The organism is Spirosoma oryzicola (genome assembly GCF_021233055.1).
GTDB classification, from domain to species: Bacteria; Bacteroidota; Bacteroidia; order Cytophagales; family Spirosomataceae; genus Spirosoma; species Spirosoma oryzicola.
Map to the genome: position 1 here is coordinate 3,590,539 of NZ_CP089538.1, position 14,818 is coordinate 3,605,356.

The following is a 14,818-nucleotide window of genomic DNA, read 5'->3' on the forward strand; positions in this document are numbered from 1 at the left end:
CGATAATTAAAAGATTAGCCCACCTAGTCGCTTCTTGCGCTGTACACCGCTCAAGAGGAAAATGTACCGACTTCTACTTCTCATCTTCATCATTTTAGCCGTTCCTGCCCATGCCCAGCTCACAAAGAAGCAAATTGTTACGGGCTTTGTCGATAGCCTTTATTCTCAGACCCTGAAGGAGAATCGACAAATATGGGTTCATCTACCTGACGCTAGAAATGACCCTGCCAACAAAACAAAAAAATACCCCGTCCTCTACGCCTTTGATGGGGGCTATCTGTTCAATTCACTAGTGGGCATGGCTGAACTCTTAAGCGGCAGTTCCTCATGCCCGGATATGATTATAATCGGTATCATTCAGGTAGATCGTGGACGGGAACTGACGCCGACTCATGTTGCCAATATGGCCCCCTTTGATGCATCAGACACCACGTTTGCCAAAACCTCAGGAGGAGGAGAAGCTTTCACTACGTTTCTGGAAAAGGAACTGATTCCCTACGTGGAGTCTACCTACTTGGCAACCTCAGATCGAACTCTTGTCGGTCACTCAACCGGTGGCCTGATGGTCATCAACACCCTCCTGAAGCATCCTGGCTTGTTTAAGCAGTACGTAGCCATCGACCCTGCTATGTGGTGGGATCATCAACGCCTGCTGCTTGAATCAAAGACAATCCTATCTCGTCGCTTATTGAGCGGTAAAACGCTTTACCTCTCCCTGTCCAATACACTCCCTGGGGGCATGAGCCTGACCGCAGCGGAAAAAGACACATCGATAAAAACGCTACACTTTCGGTCTGCTCTACAACTGTGCCGGCTTATTAAAAAATATACGCAAAAGGATTTTACTTTTCGCTGGAAATATTACCCGAACGATAACCACGGCTCAGTAGCTTTGATCACGGCTTATGATGCGATACGGTTCTTTTCTGAATCTAACACACGTCAGTAAAGGCACTTAGTTAAAACGAGTGTACTTGGTTGTTCTTTCAACTAAATTATACATTTACTAAGCCAGAATATATCCATAACCATCAAACGACAGGAAAAAATGAGAATCCATTTTTACGCAACAATTATTGGACTGAGCCTTTGTTTTGGCCAGCCGTCCTGGGCACAGACGCTTTATGCCACGCAAGATACTACCTACATTCGTGCGGTAGAAAGGGCGCTGGTTTATTTGCAGAAAGGACAATGTGAGCCCTGTCTAACTACCTATCAGAAAGCGTTCACTATCGCTCAGAAAAGCGCCTTGAGTACAATGCGGGCAGCTCTGTGCGCTTTTCAATGCAAGCAATATGACTTGGCCAAATTCTATATTCAACGGGCCACTGATATTGACTACGCAGTAGCCGAAGAGACTTGGTATGACCAGCAAACCGCGCCCGAATTTGATCTAGTACGATCCTCGGGCATGAAAGAATTAGCAGAAGAGGTGTTTACTAAAAAGGATGCTCAACTAGGTCTGAATCAAGCCTTGAAACAGCAGTTAATCACTATCTACACCACCGACCAGCAACCCCGATCGCGCGTTGATTCTCTTATCCGCAGCTATGGCATGAACTCGCCCCAGATGCAACAGTTATGGCAGCAGATTCATCAAATCGATTCGGTTAATCTGGCTAAAATTGAGCAGATCATTAAGCAATATGGCTACCCCGGCCAAAGTTTAGTTGGCTCTAAGCAAGGCAATACCGCCTGGTTGGTTATTCAACATTCTTCCTTGTCGGTTCAGGAGAAGTATTTTCCCTTGATGCAGCAAGCCGCCAAAGAAGACGAAATGCAAAAATCAAATCTGGCCCTGTTAACAGATCGAATTCGGTTGGCCAAAGGGCAGCAACAGCTTTACGGTACTCAGGTCATTAGTGATAGTACGGGAAAGAAAGCTTTCGGCCCTATAGAAGACGAAGCCAATGTTAACAAACGGCGAGCTGAAGTGGGATTAGGTCCAATAGAAGAATACGCTAAACAGTTTGGTTTAGACTATAATAAATCACTTAATCGCTAACGGGTTAGCTGGCTTTACGAGTGGAAAAGCTCTCAAAGTAGATAGCCGATGAGTCAAAATTCAGTAGTCAAGAAAGTTGACAGGCTTCTCTACTTCGGTCTTCGGCTATTAACAGGGACCAATTTGAACTGCCTGAGATTAGTCAATAGTTATTATGTGTTGGTCTATGATTGTACATACCGTGAAAGTAATTCTGTTGATTACTCTGTCTATGTTGGCACAAGCTAAAGTTAAGGCTCAGAGCGCACCATTAGACACCTATTCGCACTTGGACACGGTTCAAGCTGTCAAGCGCTTATTTGCCACCAAGCGAACAGCTAGTGAAATTTATCTGGGCGTTGGCCTGCCTGTAACGCTAATTGGCGCGGGTAGTGCTTTTTTGGTTACCACCTTAGCCAGAACCATTAAACTAGGAAAAGGAAATTCAGCGCCTATCATCCTCGCCAGTAGTGGAGTGGGTCTAGTACCAACAGGCATTGGCTTAGTCCGATACATCCGTTTTAGTCGCAGTAAGGAGCAGGCTATTCTGGATGTTTATCAGGAAAACACAAGGTTGCCTAAGCGGATCGAACGTCAACTAAAGCCTAAATATTTTTGGTAAATAGAAAACAGAAACCTAAGCCTGTTGACTTGAGATTAGTAGTTGTTTTCAACATATATACTAGTTAAAAATAGATCACGATAAAGCATAGTAAGTCGACTTATTAAATCGCTTTGCCCTTTATCGTGATGGCCTATTTCTTCATTTGACCTACATACAGCGATAGGTTCAGGCCAACAAACGATCGCCTGGCGTTCAGATTACCGAAAGCCGTCAGACCAATCCCAAAATCTTTGGTTGAGGTAATAAACCGAATGTCGCCAGGTAAGCCAACGGTCAAGTAGCGAGCAGGCTCATAATAATTAGAACCATACAGGATTGGGTCACCGATTGTCGAGAGATACTTACCCCGATTGACTCCCCAGACAGTGCTTACGCCCGTTGAGAAACGGAATTTACCGGCTTTAATTCCATACAATAAAGCCATTTCCTGGGCCATAATACCGGGACGATTGTCAGAAAACAGTTCGCGATTATCTGTATAACGGGCAATCAACAAGGTCGGTTTATCGGCGAATTCGTACCCCAGGGCCATCATACCGCTGGGAAACTGACTCACCCCCAATCCCACCCCAAGCCAGTAATTAGTTGAGTCAGACTTCTGGGAATAACTAATGCTAGCCGTCAGACAGATGAGCATTGTAGCCCGACAGAATGTAAAGGATTTTCTCATAACGTGGTAGCAAGTTAATATTGATGCAAAGTACAAGCTGCCCATTCTCTTCTGTCATAGTGACTACAGAATTTATCTCGGAGCGATAACTACCAGTGCTGTTGCGAAATAAGTATCGAATTGAAAGGTACTATTAAATAGACTGTTTTTCAATTATTTGCCGGATCCTAACTCATTCACGACTCCTGATCCTTAGCCAAATTAAGGGCGTACGAGTTTGACCTGCTGCCGCTCATTAGCTGTGCTTATATCCAGAAAGAGTACGCCCTGAACATCACCTAACGGCAGGCTTACCCGCTCCACGGCGCTCGCTTCTTCGATGTTATGCTTATAAAGCGGCTTACCTTGCTGGTCCACTAGCTGCAACTGCACGGTCTGACCGGTTACTCCGCTAATCTCAACCTGCGCCACTGGCCCGACAACCGGATTACCTAATACTTTGATGGACAAACCTACCCCATATTCTTGGTTACCGATGCGCGCCGACCTACCACAAGCGGCTAGCCAGTTATACGTGTAATTAACTGCTGATGTGCCCTGCCGAGCACTAAGTCTTATAGTTGGATTATCGGTATACAGTTCGAGGTCGTAGGGCCCCGGATTGCTTGTCGGTAGTTTCTCGTTGACAACCGAGAAACTGATAGGTTCTCCGCTTACTCCTGCATACTGTGGAGTAAACGTTAGTAATCGTTTATTGGCGCTTAGCGCTTCACATTTGATCGTTGATGCCCCCGTAATGGTAAAGCTGGTAGGAGTCGAAGAGGTTTGTTTGATCGTTAGCGCAAAACTGGCCTTAACCGATAAACCCGCAGGGTCAAAGGCTGTAATGCTCACGGTAAATATACCCGTCTGTGAGGGTGTGCCCGTAATAACGCTTCCATTCAATTCTAATCCTTGAGGAAGACCCAAAGCCGAATAAGTCAGCGCCTGACCGTCTGGATCCGTAAAGTAGCTACTCAATTGAAGCTGGTAAGGCTGACCTTGCAAAATCGTTTGGTTAGCGACTCCCGTAGTCGTCGGCGCTTGATTGGTACTTGTTCCTGACTGACAAGACGACAACCAATCGTAACGGAATCGGGCTTCGGGATTACCGGCTTGGTTGGCCACTAATGTAATAGTTGGATTGTCCCGATACAGACGAAGCGTATAAGGCGCTGGCCGATTAGTAGCAGAAAGCTCGTTGACTACTGAAAACGAAATAGGATTACTGTTCTGCCCTGTATACTGAGGAGCAAACTGAACATTGTATTCACCTCGATCAGCATTGACTAGCTGACAACTGACTCCGCCCACAGAGGTAATGGCAAAACCAACAGGCGGATGTTCATACACACCCATATCGATACGGTTCTGAAGAATACGGGGGTTTCCGTCGAGATCCTTGTCAGATGTGCTTACCTCCGTACTATTCGGATCACCAGCATTGATCGCCGGACTACCCGGCTTTAAATGATAATCTCCCCGGTTGGCATCCACAAAAAGCGGATCCTGATTTATGTTGCCAACTCCCGTATAGCCACCTTGAATGTCAGAATAAGACGCTTCCAATTTACTTGTCTTAGCGTCTATATACATTCCTGATCTAAACACGGCCTGGTCCGGTGCAGTATTCTGCCAGATTAGACAGTTGGTCAGATAGATTTCATTGGGATTCGTAAGGCGGCCTCTTTCAGACCCCGTTCCATAAAAGACTCCTCCTGTACTCGAAGCGGAGTTACTTATAAAATTGCAGTTTGTAAACTGTAGTTTCGTGTAGGCCGATCGGGAGGTGCTATATACGGCCCCGCCATCCACTGCCGAGTTATTGGCAAAGACGCAGTTTCTAAATGTAGGTTGCGATGCAGAAGCCTCAAGCGCCCCTCCTTCTCTATTGGCAGAATTAGCAATAAAACGACAATCTTCTATTAGGCAGCTACTCCCGATCAAAACCACAGCTCCTCATGTAGGCGCGCTGTTGTTTATATACGTACATCGCTTCATAACAAGCTTCGAGGATAACCCATACTGTGAAACAGCGCCAGCACCAACTGTAGCCCTGTTTCCTTCGAAGTAGCAGTCCTCCATAAGCGTGTTTGTGGTTACACCACCATCTGGATTAAAGGCTATTGCTCCGCCTTCCCTACACAAATTATCTTTGAAGATGCAATTGGATAAATAAGTATTGCATTGGCCATTACCAAACGGAAAAACGCCGATTGCCCCGCCCGCTGACAACGATGAGGTCATGTAATTATGTAGAAAGCTGGAATTCGTAATTTTTACGTTGACTTTGCTTCCAGTAGATTGAATATGTATAGAGCAACTTCCGCTCAAGCCTTCAGAACCATTTTGAAATCCATCTCTAACGATCAATCCATCAATGTGCACACTATCGGCTACATTATTGATAACAATAATCCGCTGCGAATTATCCTGGTTGTAGTCTTGTACACCAATGTCACCTGACAGCGTGGTTTCATTAGTGCCCTTTAAGCGCTGGCTGGGAGATGTCTCATTCCCAGCAAAACCACCGTAAATCGAAATGCCCGATACAATGCTGAAAGACGCTGTCCTATCGGTTGTTGTTGTAGTCTTATAGATACCCTTCGCCAACCAGAACTGAGTTTTGTTCGGAGCTAGTCCAATACGACTCTGTAGCTTGGTGCCGGCTAACGCGTTACTCCAAGAGTCTCCCGACCCATTTCCTGAGCCTGACTCAGTAACGTAAACAACAGATTGGGCGTGAGCAAAAGCGAACAGAAATAGGAAAAAGAACGTAAACAGGTGCTTCATAGATAACTAGCTAATAAATCTTTACAAAGATAGGTCTCTTAGTGCAAAGCAAGGCCAAAGCACATAAACGAGTAGGAGCTCAAAAGTAAAATAGTGTGTAGAAAGTAGTACTGTTACTAGGAAATAATTACCGAGGATAAATACGACGATGTAAACCGGTTGCCGCCTGCGCTGTATTACAATAACCTTTGTTCAGTTGAAAACTAAGGACACAAAAAAAGCCCAAAACAAGTGTTTTGGGCCCAATTGGTACCGGGAGCCGGACTCGAACCGGCATGTCCTTGCAGACAATGGTGTTTGAGACCATCGCGTCTACCGATTCCGCCATCCCGGCGACAGAATCGTCTCTGTTGCCAGAGATGCGTTTGTCAAACGTGGGTGCAAAAGTAAGGAGAAAGATGAAAAGACAAAACGATGAAGCTATTTTTTTTATTTTCTTTGATTATTCGTACCGAAGGGCTTCAATCGGATCGAGTTTTGAGGCTCGCACAGCCGGGTAAATACCCGCAAACAAACCTACCGTTACGCAGACGCCTAACCCGAGAAACATCCATCCCCAGGGCACGACAAATCCGCCGGTTCCTCCGCTGATTAGTGTGGCAATCAGATTACCAATCCCCAGACCCAGAATAATTCCTCCCAGGCCGCCAAGAATACAGATGACGATGGCCTCAATCAGAAACTGCTGACGAATCCGCTTGGGCGTGGCTCCGAGTGATTTTCGAATACCAATTTCACGGGTACGCTCCGTAACTGACACAAGCATGATATTCAGCAGGGCAATCGAAGCGCCAAGCAAGGTCACAAAACCAATACCAAACCCACCCATCCGCAGATACCCAGTGATCGTCTCGGTTTGCCGGACTAAATCGTCGGCGCGCTGAATTTCGAATGAATCCGGTTGACCGAGCGGATCGCGACGGATCTGACGCATCACGCCCCGCGCTTCGCCAACGATTTCGTCCTGATCAGCAGCCGTCGTTACCGCAGCTGTAATGTTGAACGTTTGCCGCTGGGTACCAGCGAGTGCCCTTGCGTTATCCAGTGGAATCAGCACAACCCGGTCTTCGTCTCCGCCCGTAACTCCTCCTTTTTTGGCTAACACCCCAACCACCTTGTACTGAATACCGGATACCCGGATAACCTGATTAATCGGATTTAATTTGTTTTCAAACAACGTAGTGGCCACTTCACTACCAATGATGGCAACGTTGCGTGCGTAATCGACTTCATTACCCGTAAAATTCCGACCATTCTGAACGGTGTATCCTTTCACCGGGATGTAAGCCCCATCTCCCCCGATGAGTTGGATGTTGGGGTTTGTTTTTTTCGAGCCAAATTTCGCCTGCGTTCCTCCGGCGGCTACTGTCGATACAGTAATTGTCGCGCCATAAGGAAATCGTTGTTTAAATTGAACAGCATCGTGATAACTGATGGGCTCGTCCTGTTTTTGCACCCGCCCCCCCTGCCGAAACTCATCCTGACGGGCAACAACCGAGAATGTATTAGCTCCTAAACCAGCGAAGCTGCTGGCTACCGAGTTTTGTATTCCATCGATCGCCGTCAGGATGCCGACCAGCGACGTGATGCCAATGGCTATGATCAGGGAAGTCAGGATGGTACGTAGGCGATTTCCCGCAATCGAACGCAGTCCTTCGCGAATATTTTCAAGTAGGTTCATAGCAAATAGGAAACGAGCGAACGGCCAGATACACCACTGGTCAGGCGATTACACATCTACCTTCTCTTTCGCTCGTTATCTCGCACAAAATTTGCTTATCTTTCGTTATTACAAAACTACCATTAGTATTCTTAACGGGGAAACCAATGAAACGGCTGCTGTTACCGCTTATCCTAATTTTGATATTAACGGGTCATACGTGGGCCTCCAAAATTCTGATTCCGATGGACGATGCCCAGAAGAATCACCTTAAAGCGTACGGCATTGCTTATTGGGTGCTTAAAACGCATGATACCGAAATCGACTGGTTGCTCAACTACCGGGGCGGTTCGTTTATGATGCCCCAAAGTCAGGCGTTCGTCAACGAAATGGTTATCCGGGGGGTTAGCTACGAAGTTATCTCGGATGCGCAATCGGCCCAGATTTTATCCGAAATAGCCGCTGCCGACGCCAATATGGATGCCGTTAAATTACAGAAACCGCCTAGAGTAGCCGTTTATTCTCCCAAGACCAAGCAGCCCTGGGACGACGCCGTAACAATGGTTATGACCTACGCCGAGATTCCCTACGATGTGGTTTTCGACGAAGAAGTAATGAATGGCAAGCTCCCCGAATATGACTGGTTACACTTGCACCACGAAGATTTTACCGGGCAGTACGGCAAGTTCTTCCATTTTAAAGACCAACCCTGGTACATCGCCCAGAAGCAGGAAGCGGAGAGTATTTCCCGAAAATTCGGCTTCTCGAAAGTCCCTCAGCTAAAGCGTGCCGTGACCCAGAAAATTCGTGATTTTGTGCTGGGTGGTGGTTATTTGTTCGCGATGTGTAACGCAACGGATACCTACGACATCGCTCTGGCATCGCAGAATACGGATATTGTAGACGCTTTCTACGACGGTGACCCCGCCGATCCAAACGCAAACAGTAAGCTGGATTATAGCCAAACCTTCGCGTTCCGCAATTTCCAGGTCTATACCAACCCGTATCTAATCGAGTTCTCGAACATCGATAATCAGCCCGAAGAGCGGGGTTTAAGCGAACACAACGATTATTTTACCTTGTTTCAGTTTTCGGCTAAATACGACCCGATCCCAACCATGCTGACGCAGAATCACCTGAACGTCATTAAAGGGTTTATGGGGCAAACAACCGCTTTTAAGAAAAATCTGATTAAGCCGGAGGTAGTCATTATGGCCGAAAATCGGGCGGCTGGCGAAGCACGGTATATTCACAGCCCGTATGGTCGCGGCTTTTTCACGTTCTACGGCGGCCACGATCCCGAAGATTACCGGCACGAAATCGGTGAAGAACCAACGGATCTCAATCTGCATCCGAACTCAGCCGGTTACCGACTGATTCTAAACAACATTTTATTTCCGGCGGCCAAGAAGAAGAAACAAAAAACCTAGCATGAACGCGTTCTCCGAAAGGCAGTATTTCCGGCAATGGTGGCTGTGGCTCATTCTGGGCTTCAGCGGCTGTTCGGTAGTTTATGGCGTCATCCAGCACCCTGGTCAATGGCCGGGTCTGGTCATCTTCGCCTTCGTCGTAGCCTTGTTTGCCCTCTGGCGTTTGGACACCCGCTACGACGAAACCGGAATTCATTACCGCGTTTGGCCGCTGATGGCCTGGCGGACAATCCGTTGGAATGATGTCCAGGAAGCAACGCTGGTCACCTACCGCTTTGTCGGCTACGGCATTCGCTGGAACTTCGGCGAGTGGGTGTATAACGTAGCGGGTAACAATGGATTACGCATTCGGACAACGACGAACAAGCGCGTGCTGATCGGTACGCAACAACCCGACGAACTCCAGGATTTCCTGGGCACATTGACCGTTCTACACTAGTTACTGAACCATTCGTCCACCATTTCTCCGCGTCCTTTACTTTCCAGTTTCCGCTCCAGATCGTCCGGCAGCTTAGGGAAGAAATCAATGCCGGTCAATTGCTCAATCTGGTCAACGGGTACTACGAATTGCTTCAGCGAACTTTCCGACGCTTCATTATCGAGCAGAAAACCGATCATGCGTATGTCAGGCTTGTTGCAATACAGAATTACTTTGTAAAACTTTTGCGGAACGCTTACTTCGTTGGCTTTTCCAATCGTGGGTAAGCCTGCTTTCAGTACTGGCCCCGTGATGATGTAAAGTCCATTGTCGCGAACCGCCCAGGTACGAACCAGGTCTTCTAGCTCTTTCCAGATACCTCGGTTAAAATCCGGCACCTGGGGTGTGATATTGCTCATCAGGAATGTTTCGCGCATCATCCGCTGTGAGTATTTGAAATCACCCGCCGGAGCCAGGTGCCCCCGATCATAACCCGACCGCGTGTAATCAGAGGGTAAAGCCGTCCCATTGGCAGCCGCCCGATCTGGTTGAAACTGTTCATTTTTCCGGTCGGCGTCGCCCGTCGTCTCATAGTCCAGCAGCGGGTAAGCGACCCATTCGGCATCCTTGTATTCATCCCGGTAGCTGAGCGTGTATCCTTCGTGACGAATCAGCTCCCCGCCCGATCGGGAAACGGGCAGAATAAAATCGACCTGCTTCTCGAATTCAAAGCGCACGATTTTAGACTCTCGGTTTGTCTTCGTTTTCGACGAGCGTCTGCCCCTTTTATCGCTCGCTTCACTTTCAGATGCCGAAGGCTCCGGGCGTTCGTCCGTAGCTACGTCGGAATCCGGTTCCGGTGCCCGGTAGGGGTTCGATTCTTCCTTTTCGGCGTGTGATCGTCTCAGACCAATTATTTCCCGAACATCATTCCAGAAGGCAACGACCGGCTTGGTTTTACCGCCGTAGTGCAGAAATAAACCAATCAGGAAAAATACAAACAGCAGCACAAGCGTGTTACCGCGTAATCGGAAGCCCCGGCGGGCGTATTTTTTTGTATTAAAGCGAGGTCTGAAAAACATAGGCGTAAATCTACAGAGTTTGCGGACAACACAGCTTTGCAGGAAGAAGAAAGCCTAACGATTTATTGATCGACTTTAAACTCCTGCCTGTCTAACAGACGAACCACAATGAGCGGACAACTGTTGAGCGGTTATGTCGTTACGTATTGCCGTTATTGGCGGAGGAGCCGCCGGTTTTTTTGGTGCCATCACAGCCGTTGAAACGTATCCGGGTGCTACGGTCACCATTCTGGAAAAGACCCGTACCGTATTGAACAAGGTCCGCATTTCGGGTGGCGGACGCTGCAATGTTACTCACTCCTGTTTTGACAATCGTCAACTCGTCAAGCATTACCCCCGTGGCGAAAAAGCGTTACGCTCGCTATTGAACCAATTCGACGCGGGCGATACGGTACGCTGGTTCGAGCAGAAAGGTATTGCCTTAAAAACGGAAGCCGACGGGCGGATGTTTCCCGCAACCAACACCTCCGAAACCATTGTCGATTGTCTACTGAATACCGCCCAACGACTGGGCATTCAGATTCGAACCAGCTGTGGCGTCAGTACCTTACGGCCTGATGGGACCGGCTGGCAACTTCAGTTACTAACCGGCGAAACGCTGTACGCGGATCGCGTTTTGATCGCAACGGGTGGCTATCCGCAACGGCCCTCTTACGACTGGTTTCCCGACCAAACGGATGAGCTGATCGATCCGGTACCATCGTTGTTTACGTTTAACGTACCTGATAATTACCTGCTACCGCTGGCGGGCGTATCCGTTTCCGATGCAGCGGTGTCAGTGGTTGGGACGAAACAACAGCAGCGCGGTCCTTTACTCGTTACGCACTGGGGTTTCAGCGGTCCGGCGGTATTGCGGCTATCGGCCTGGGCAGCCCGCGACCTGGCATCAGTTGATTACCGATTTACGCTGCGTATCAATTGGGTTCCTACACTGACCGAGAACGAACTGCGAGCAGCCTTACAGGATTTCCGACAGCAAAATGGCCGCAAACAGGTAAGCTCACAAAATCCGTTTGGTTTGCCATCCCGTCTTTGGCAGGCCTTTGTTTCTGAATCGGGAATCGAAGACAGCCAGCGGTGGGCCGATTTACCCGCTAAACCACTCAATCGACTGGCGGAACGGCTTACCAACAGTCAGTTTGGGGTTGCTGGTAAAAGTACGTTTAAAGACGAGTTCGTTACCTGCGGGGGCGTCCCGCTCAGCAGCCTCGATGTACAAACCCTTGAGAGCAAGGCTCAGCCAGGTTTGTTTTTCGCCGGCGAAGTGCTTGACGTTGACGGAATTACCGGCGGTTTTAATTTTCAGAACGCCTGGACGACGGGGTACGTCGTCGGTAAGCACATTGGACACGAATCGACTGCGGTAGCCGAATAGCCTGTTTGTAGGCATCCTTAAGTCTATTAAGCCATATAAATCCTGCTTTCGGGACATTTTTGGTTGCCGAAATAGTCGATGGAGCGTATTTTGATGTAGTCCAGCCTGACGCATTCTCTGGCTTCTATGATCGCTCTGCTTTATCCAAACTCCCCATATTATCGACGCTTCCGGTGTGTACTTTATACGGTGAGTTTGCTTTTTCTGGCTAGTTCGACGTTTGCTCAGCGTGTAAACCTGAACGAACTCCTGACCTACATGAGCCTACCAGCGGCACAGTTTGATCGGTGCATGTTCCGGAAAGGCTTTGTTTGTTATAAAAATGAAAGTGGTGTCATTGGTTTTACCTGTCTGTTTGCCTATTCCAGCAACACGCTGCTGACCAGACCGACAACAGCCTCTGCCCTTATTCAATACGTGCGCACAGGACGTTCTGATATATTGATGTATCAGGTTCGCTCGAAAGAAGAATGCGAGCAACTTCAACAGCAGCTGATTCGTCAGGGCTACGCGCTTGAACCTGTATCTTCGGATCGCCTGACGTACGTGAACAACAATGTAGTCGTCACCTGCCAAAAGGTCGATGTAAACAACGGCATATCCGGTAATTACGCAGGCTACAACCTATCCTTCATCCGGCGCTGGTATTAGCCCGGGGTATTGTTCTCGACACCAGTCAGCCAGTTTCTTTTGAAACCGCTTTATGGTGCTACGAATGAGCCAGCTGGCTCAAATTCCCAAACCGTTCAGGCGGTCGGTGAGTTATAGCGGGTATGACAACGACACGTACGCAACAAATTCGCCCGCAACTTCTTCTAGCTGGCCTTCTGGCTATAACAACGGCTTGCAGTTCAACGAAAAACGAAGGCTTCAAACAGCGCATCCGCTTATCCGTTGGTGAGATCAAGGAAATTTCTTTACCAAGCCGGGGAGACGGTTCTACCCAGTTAATCGGCACGTCAGATAACCAAGAAGTGGTTGAAGTGTCACGGCCAGAGCTGGCCCCAGCGGTTGATACCCTGAAACGCGATAAATCAGGCCCTACTGTTTTTCAGCTAAAAGGAATTACCGTGGGTAGCGCCAATGTTATGTTCTCGGAAAAACAACCCAATGAAACGGGTAGCGGCCAGGTAAAGAAAACGTACGTTGTTCAGGTGGTAGCTAAATAAAATTACGACCGGCAAGCATCTCATTAAACGGGAAAGTTAGGGCTCGATAGCCTATCCTTATACCTGGTTATTTCCGAAATCCCTTCAAACAACCAGTCTTACTACCCTGTTACGACCTTGTAGTAATTCGCATCCGTCGTGACACAACCCATTGCCTCTGTCGAAGCATCGGCACCCAACAAGTGGATTATCCTTGGAACGGTCATGTTCGGCACGTTCATGTCTACGCTCGACAGTAGCATCGTGAACATTGCCCTGCCGACCATTCGCCGGGAACTCGGAGCGGGTGATCGCGTCGAATGGATCGTCCTGTGTTACCTACTGACAACAACGAGTACGCTGCTGATCATGGGCAAGCTCTCGGACTGGGTTGGACGGCGGCAACTGTACATCACCGGTTTTAGCGTTTTCGTCGTGGGGTCGCTGTGCTGCGGGTTAGCCTGGAACCTGTGGTCGTTGGTCGGCTTCAGAGTCCTTCAGGGCTTGGGCGCATCCATGATTTTTGCCATTGGGCCGGCCATTATCAGCGATGCCTTCTCCCCCAAAGAGCGGGGTCAGGCGCTCGGCCTCATGGGTTCCATTGTGGCTGCGGGCTCCAGTGCAGGTCCTGTAATTGGTGGTTTGCTGTTGAGCAAGTTTGGCTGGTCCAGTATCTTTTTCGTCAATGTCCCCATCGGCTTAATCGCCATCTGGCGGGCGTGGACCATTTTGCCGGAAAGCCCTAAAGTGACCGGGCAACGCTTCGATCTGGTTGGAGCAGGTCTTTTTCTGGTTGGTGTCATTACCTTGCTAACAGGTCTGGACTTCGGGCCAGAACCTCGCTACGGCTGGAACGACTCACTTGTGGTCGGATTGCTGTCGGTAGGCGGTGTCTTACTAGTGCTCTTTTTTCTCTGGGAAATGCGGGTCAAAGAGCCAATGTTACGGCTTAGTTTGTTCCGCGTCCGGGCGTTTACTTCGGCAATCCTGGCGGCCTTCTGTGGCTTCATTGCCTCCGGTGCCAACCTATTCGTGATTCCTTTTTTCCTGCAACAATTACTGGGCCTCCCGCCCGGACGAGCGGGGCTGATCCTGCTGGCAGGTCCGCTGACCCTTAGTCTGGTCGCACCGCTGGGCGGCTATTTATCGAGTAAGATCAGTGCCCGCTGGCTTTCCAGCGCTGGGTTGCTTATTACAGCCAGCGGTTATTTTGCTTTTTCGTATCTGTCCACTGATTGGGAATGGCAAGATGTGGTCTGGCGAAGTTCGCTGGTGAGTCTGGGATTCGGTTTATTTCAGTCACCCAATAGCAGCAGCGCCCTCAACTCGGCTCCGCTGGATCAACGAGGCATTGCCAGTAGTATGATTGCCTTTATGCGAAACCTCGGCTTTGTGGTAGGCATCGCGCTGGCGGCTGCCGTTTGGTACAGCCTACGAAACCGATATGCAGTCAGTAACCACGTATCGCCCGAAGCAACACCGGCGCAGTTACTTGGCATGCACTATGTGTATTTAACCATGACCGGGTTAGTGCTGCTAGGAGCCCTTTTTTCGCTAACGCGCGGCAATGCACCAAAGCCATCGCCCGCCGAAACAACGGCGTTGTCGACCAGCGGCTTATCAAACCCGGTTAGCCAAGCCGACTGATGACGAC

General features: G+C 48.9%; 14 protein-coding genes, 1 tRNA gene and 1 pseudogene. 9 read left to right on the forward strand and 7 right to left on the reverse strand.

The window, feature by feature from the left end:
- Positions 1-61 precede the first annotated feature (61 nt).
- The 3 genes from LQ777_RS15210 to LQ777_RS15220 all read left to right on the forward strand — a co-directional run bounded on the left by LQ777_RS15210 (position 62) and on the right by LQ777_RS15220 (position 2,606).
- Positions 62-949 carry an alpha/beta hydrolase gene (locus tag LQ777_RS15210; protein WP_232558782.1) on the forward strand — a complete coding sequence of 296 codons (888 nt, stop codon included), beginning with the start codon at positions 62-64 and terminating at the stop codon, positions 947-949.
- Between the two features lie 99 nt (positions 950-1,048).
- A complete protein-coding gene (locus LQ777_RS15215; protein ID WP_232558783.1) occupies positions 1,049-2,005 on the forward strand; it encodes a DUF6624 domain-containing protein in 957 nt (318 codons plus the stop codon).
- 181 nt (positions 2,006-2,186) lie between these two features.
- Positions 2,187-2,606, forward strand: coding sequence for a hypothetical protein (locus LQ777_RS15220; RefSeq protein ID WP_232558784.1), 420 nt, complete (start codon positions 2,187-2,189; stop codon positions 2,604-2,606).
- A gap of 133 nt (positions 2,607-2,739) precedes the next feature.
- Here LQ777_RS15220 and LQ777_RS15225 read toward each other — a convergent pair whose 3' ends face one another.
- The 6 genes and pseudogenes from LQ777_RS15225 to LQ777_RS15245 all read right to left on the reverse strand — a co-directional run bounded on the left by LQ777_RS15225 (position 2,740) and on the right by LQ777_RS15245 (position 7,732).
- Positions 2,740-3,279 (reverse strand): hypothetical protein, encoded by a 540-nt coding sequence (locus LQ777_RS15225; protein ID WP_232558785.1) that lies wholly within the window; start codon positions 3,277-3,279, stop codon positions 2,740-2,742.
- A 201-nt stretch (positions 3,280-3,480) separates the two neighbouring features.
- Positions 3,481-4,854, reverse strand: coding sequence for a putative Ig domain-containing protein (locus LQ777_RS15230; RefSeq protein WP_232558786.1), 1,374 nt, complete (start codon positions 4,852-4,854; stop codon positions 3,481-3,483).
- Between the two features lie 108 nt (positions 4,855-4,962).
- Positions 4,963-5,211, reverse strand: a pseudogene (locus LQ777_RS30690) (right-handed parallel beta-helix repeat-containing protein); the annotation flags it as partial.
- Between the two features lie 6 nt (positions 5,212-5,217).
- Complete coding sequence (locus LQ777_RS15235) at positions 5,218-6,051, reverse strand: hypothetical protein (RefSeq protein ID WP_232558787.1); 834 nt, start codon at positions 6,049-6,051, stop codon at positions 5,218-5,220.
- Between the two features lie 247 nt (positions 6,052-6,298).
- Positions 6,299-6,385, reverse strand: a tRNA-Leu gene (locus LQ777_RS15240).
- 108 nt (positions 6,386-6,493) lie between these two features.
- Entirely contained in the window at positions 6,494-7,732 is a 1,239-nt protein-coding gene (locus tag LQ777_RS15245; RefSeq protein WP_232558788.1) for an ABC transporter permease, read from the reverse strand.
- Positions 7,733-7,878: 146 nt separating this feature from the next.
- Here LQ777_RS15245 and LQ777_RS15250 point away from each other — a divergent pair, with 146 nt between their 5' ends.
- Positions 7,879-9,141, forward strand: coding sequence for an asparagine synthetase B (locus LQ777_RS15250; protein ID WP_232558789.1), 1,263 nt, complete (start codon positions 7,879-7,881; stop codon positions 9,139-9,141).
- Position 9,142: 1 nt separating this feature from the next.
- Complete coding sequence (locus LQ777_RS15255) at positions 9,143-9,580, forward strand: hypothetical protein (protein WP_232558790.1); 438 nt, start codon at positions 9,143-9,145, stop codon at positions 9,578-9,580.
- Here LQ777_RS15255 and LQ777_RS15260 read toward each other — a convergent pair.
- Positions 9,577-10,641, reverse strand: coding sequence for a DNA/RNA non-specific endonuclease (locus LQ777_RS15260; protein ID WP_232558791.1), 1,065 nt, complete (start codon positions 10,639-10,641; stop codon positions 9,577-9,579). The two genes, LQ777_RS15255 and LQ777_RS15260, sit on opposite strands and share 4 nt — an antisense overlap.
- Before the next feature lie 133 nt (positions 10,642-10,774).
- On the opposite strand from LQ777_RS15260, the gene LQ777_RS15265 reads away from it, so the two are divergent.
- The 4 genes from LQ777_RS15265 (at position 10,775) to LQ777_RS15280 (ending at position 14,811) form a co-directional block, all read left to right on the forward strand.
- Positions 10,775-12,016 carry a BaiN/RdsA family NAD(P)/FAD-dependent oxidoreductase gene (locus tag LQ777_RS15265; RefSeq protein WP_232558792.1) on the forward strand — a complete coding sequence of 414 codons (1,242 nt, stop codon included), beginning with the start codon at positions 10,775-10,777 and terminating at the stop codon, positions 12,014-12,016.
- A 126-nt stretch (positions 12,017-12,142) separates the two neighbouring features.
- A complete protein-coding gene (locus LQ777_RS15270; RefSeq protein WP_232558793.1) occupies positions 12,143-12,667 on the forward strand; it encodes a hypothetical protein in 525 nt (174 codons plus the stop codon).
- A 122-nt stretch (positions 12,668-12,789) separates the two neighbouring features.
- A complete protein-coding gene (locus tag LQ777_RS15275; protein WP_232558794.1) occupies positions 12,790-13,185 on the forward strand; it encodes a protease inhibitor I42 family protein in 396 nt (131 codons plus the stop codon).
- A gap of 138 nt (positions 13,186-13,323) precedes the next feature.
- Complete coding sequence (locus LQ777_RS15280; protein WP_232558795.1) at positions 13,324-14,811, forward strand: MFS transporter; 1,488 nt, start codon at positions 13,324-13,326, stop codon at positions 14,809-14,811.
- Positions 14,812-14,818: the final 7 nt, after the last annotated feature.

What these genes read in the sequence shown, in the direction of transcription:
- LQ777_RS15245 (WP_232558788.1), bottom strand. Translation starts at nt 7,732, where the DNA reads ATGAACCTACTTGAAAATATTCGCGAAGGACTGCGTTCGATTGCGGGA.
- LQ777_RS15255 (WP_232558790.1), top strand. Translation starts at nt 9,143, where the DNA reads ATGAACGCGTTCTCCGAAAGGCAGTATTTCCGGCAATGGTGGCTGTGG.
- LQ777_RS15225 (WP_232558785.1), bottom strand. Translation starts at nt 3,279, where the DNA reads ATGAGAAAATCCTTTACATTCTGTCGGGCTACAATGCTCATCTGTCTG.
- LQ777_RS15270 (WP_232558793.1), top strand. Translation starts at nt 12,143, where the DNA reads ATGATCGCTCTGCTTTATCCAAACTCCCCATATTATCGACGCTTCCGG.
- LQ777_RS15250 (WP_232558789.1), top strand. Translation starts at nt 7,879, where the DNA reads ATGAAACGGCTGCTGTTACCGCTTATCCTAATTTTGATATTAACGGGT.
- LQ777_RS15215 (WP_232558783.1), top strand. Translation starts at nt 1,049, where the DNA reads ATGAGAATCCATTTTTACGCAACAATTATTGGACTGAGCCTTTGTTTT.
- LQ777_RS15265 (WP_232558792.1), top strand. Translation starts at nt 10,775, where the DNA reads ATGTCGTTACGTATTGCCGTTATTGGCGGAGGAGCCGCCGGTTTTTTT.
- LQ777_RS15260 (WP_232558791.1), bottom strand. Translation starts at nt 10,641, where the DNA reads ATGTTTTTCAGACCTCGCTTTAATACAAAAAAATACGCCCGCCGGGGC.
- LQ777_RS15210 (WP_232558782.1), top strand. Translation starts at nt 62, where the DNA reads ATGTACCGACTTCTACTTCTCATCTTCATCATTTTAGCCGTTCCTGCC.
- LQ777_RS15235 (WP_232558787.1), bottom strand. Translation starts at nt 6,051, where the DNA reads ATGAAGCACCTGTTTACGTTCTTTTTCCTATTTCTGTTCGCTTTTGCT.
- LQ777_RS15230 (WP_232558786.1), bottom strand. Translation starts at nt 4,854, where the DNA reads ATGTATATAGACGCTAAGACAAGTAAATTGGAAGCGTCTTATTCTGAC.
- LQ777_RS15275 (WP_232558794.1), top strand. Translation starts at nt 12,790, where the DNA reads ATGACAACGACACGTACGCAACAAATTCGCCCGCAACTTCTTCTAGCT.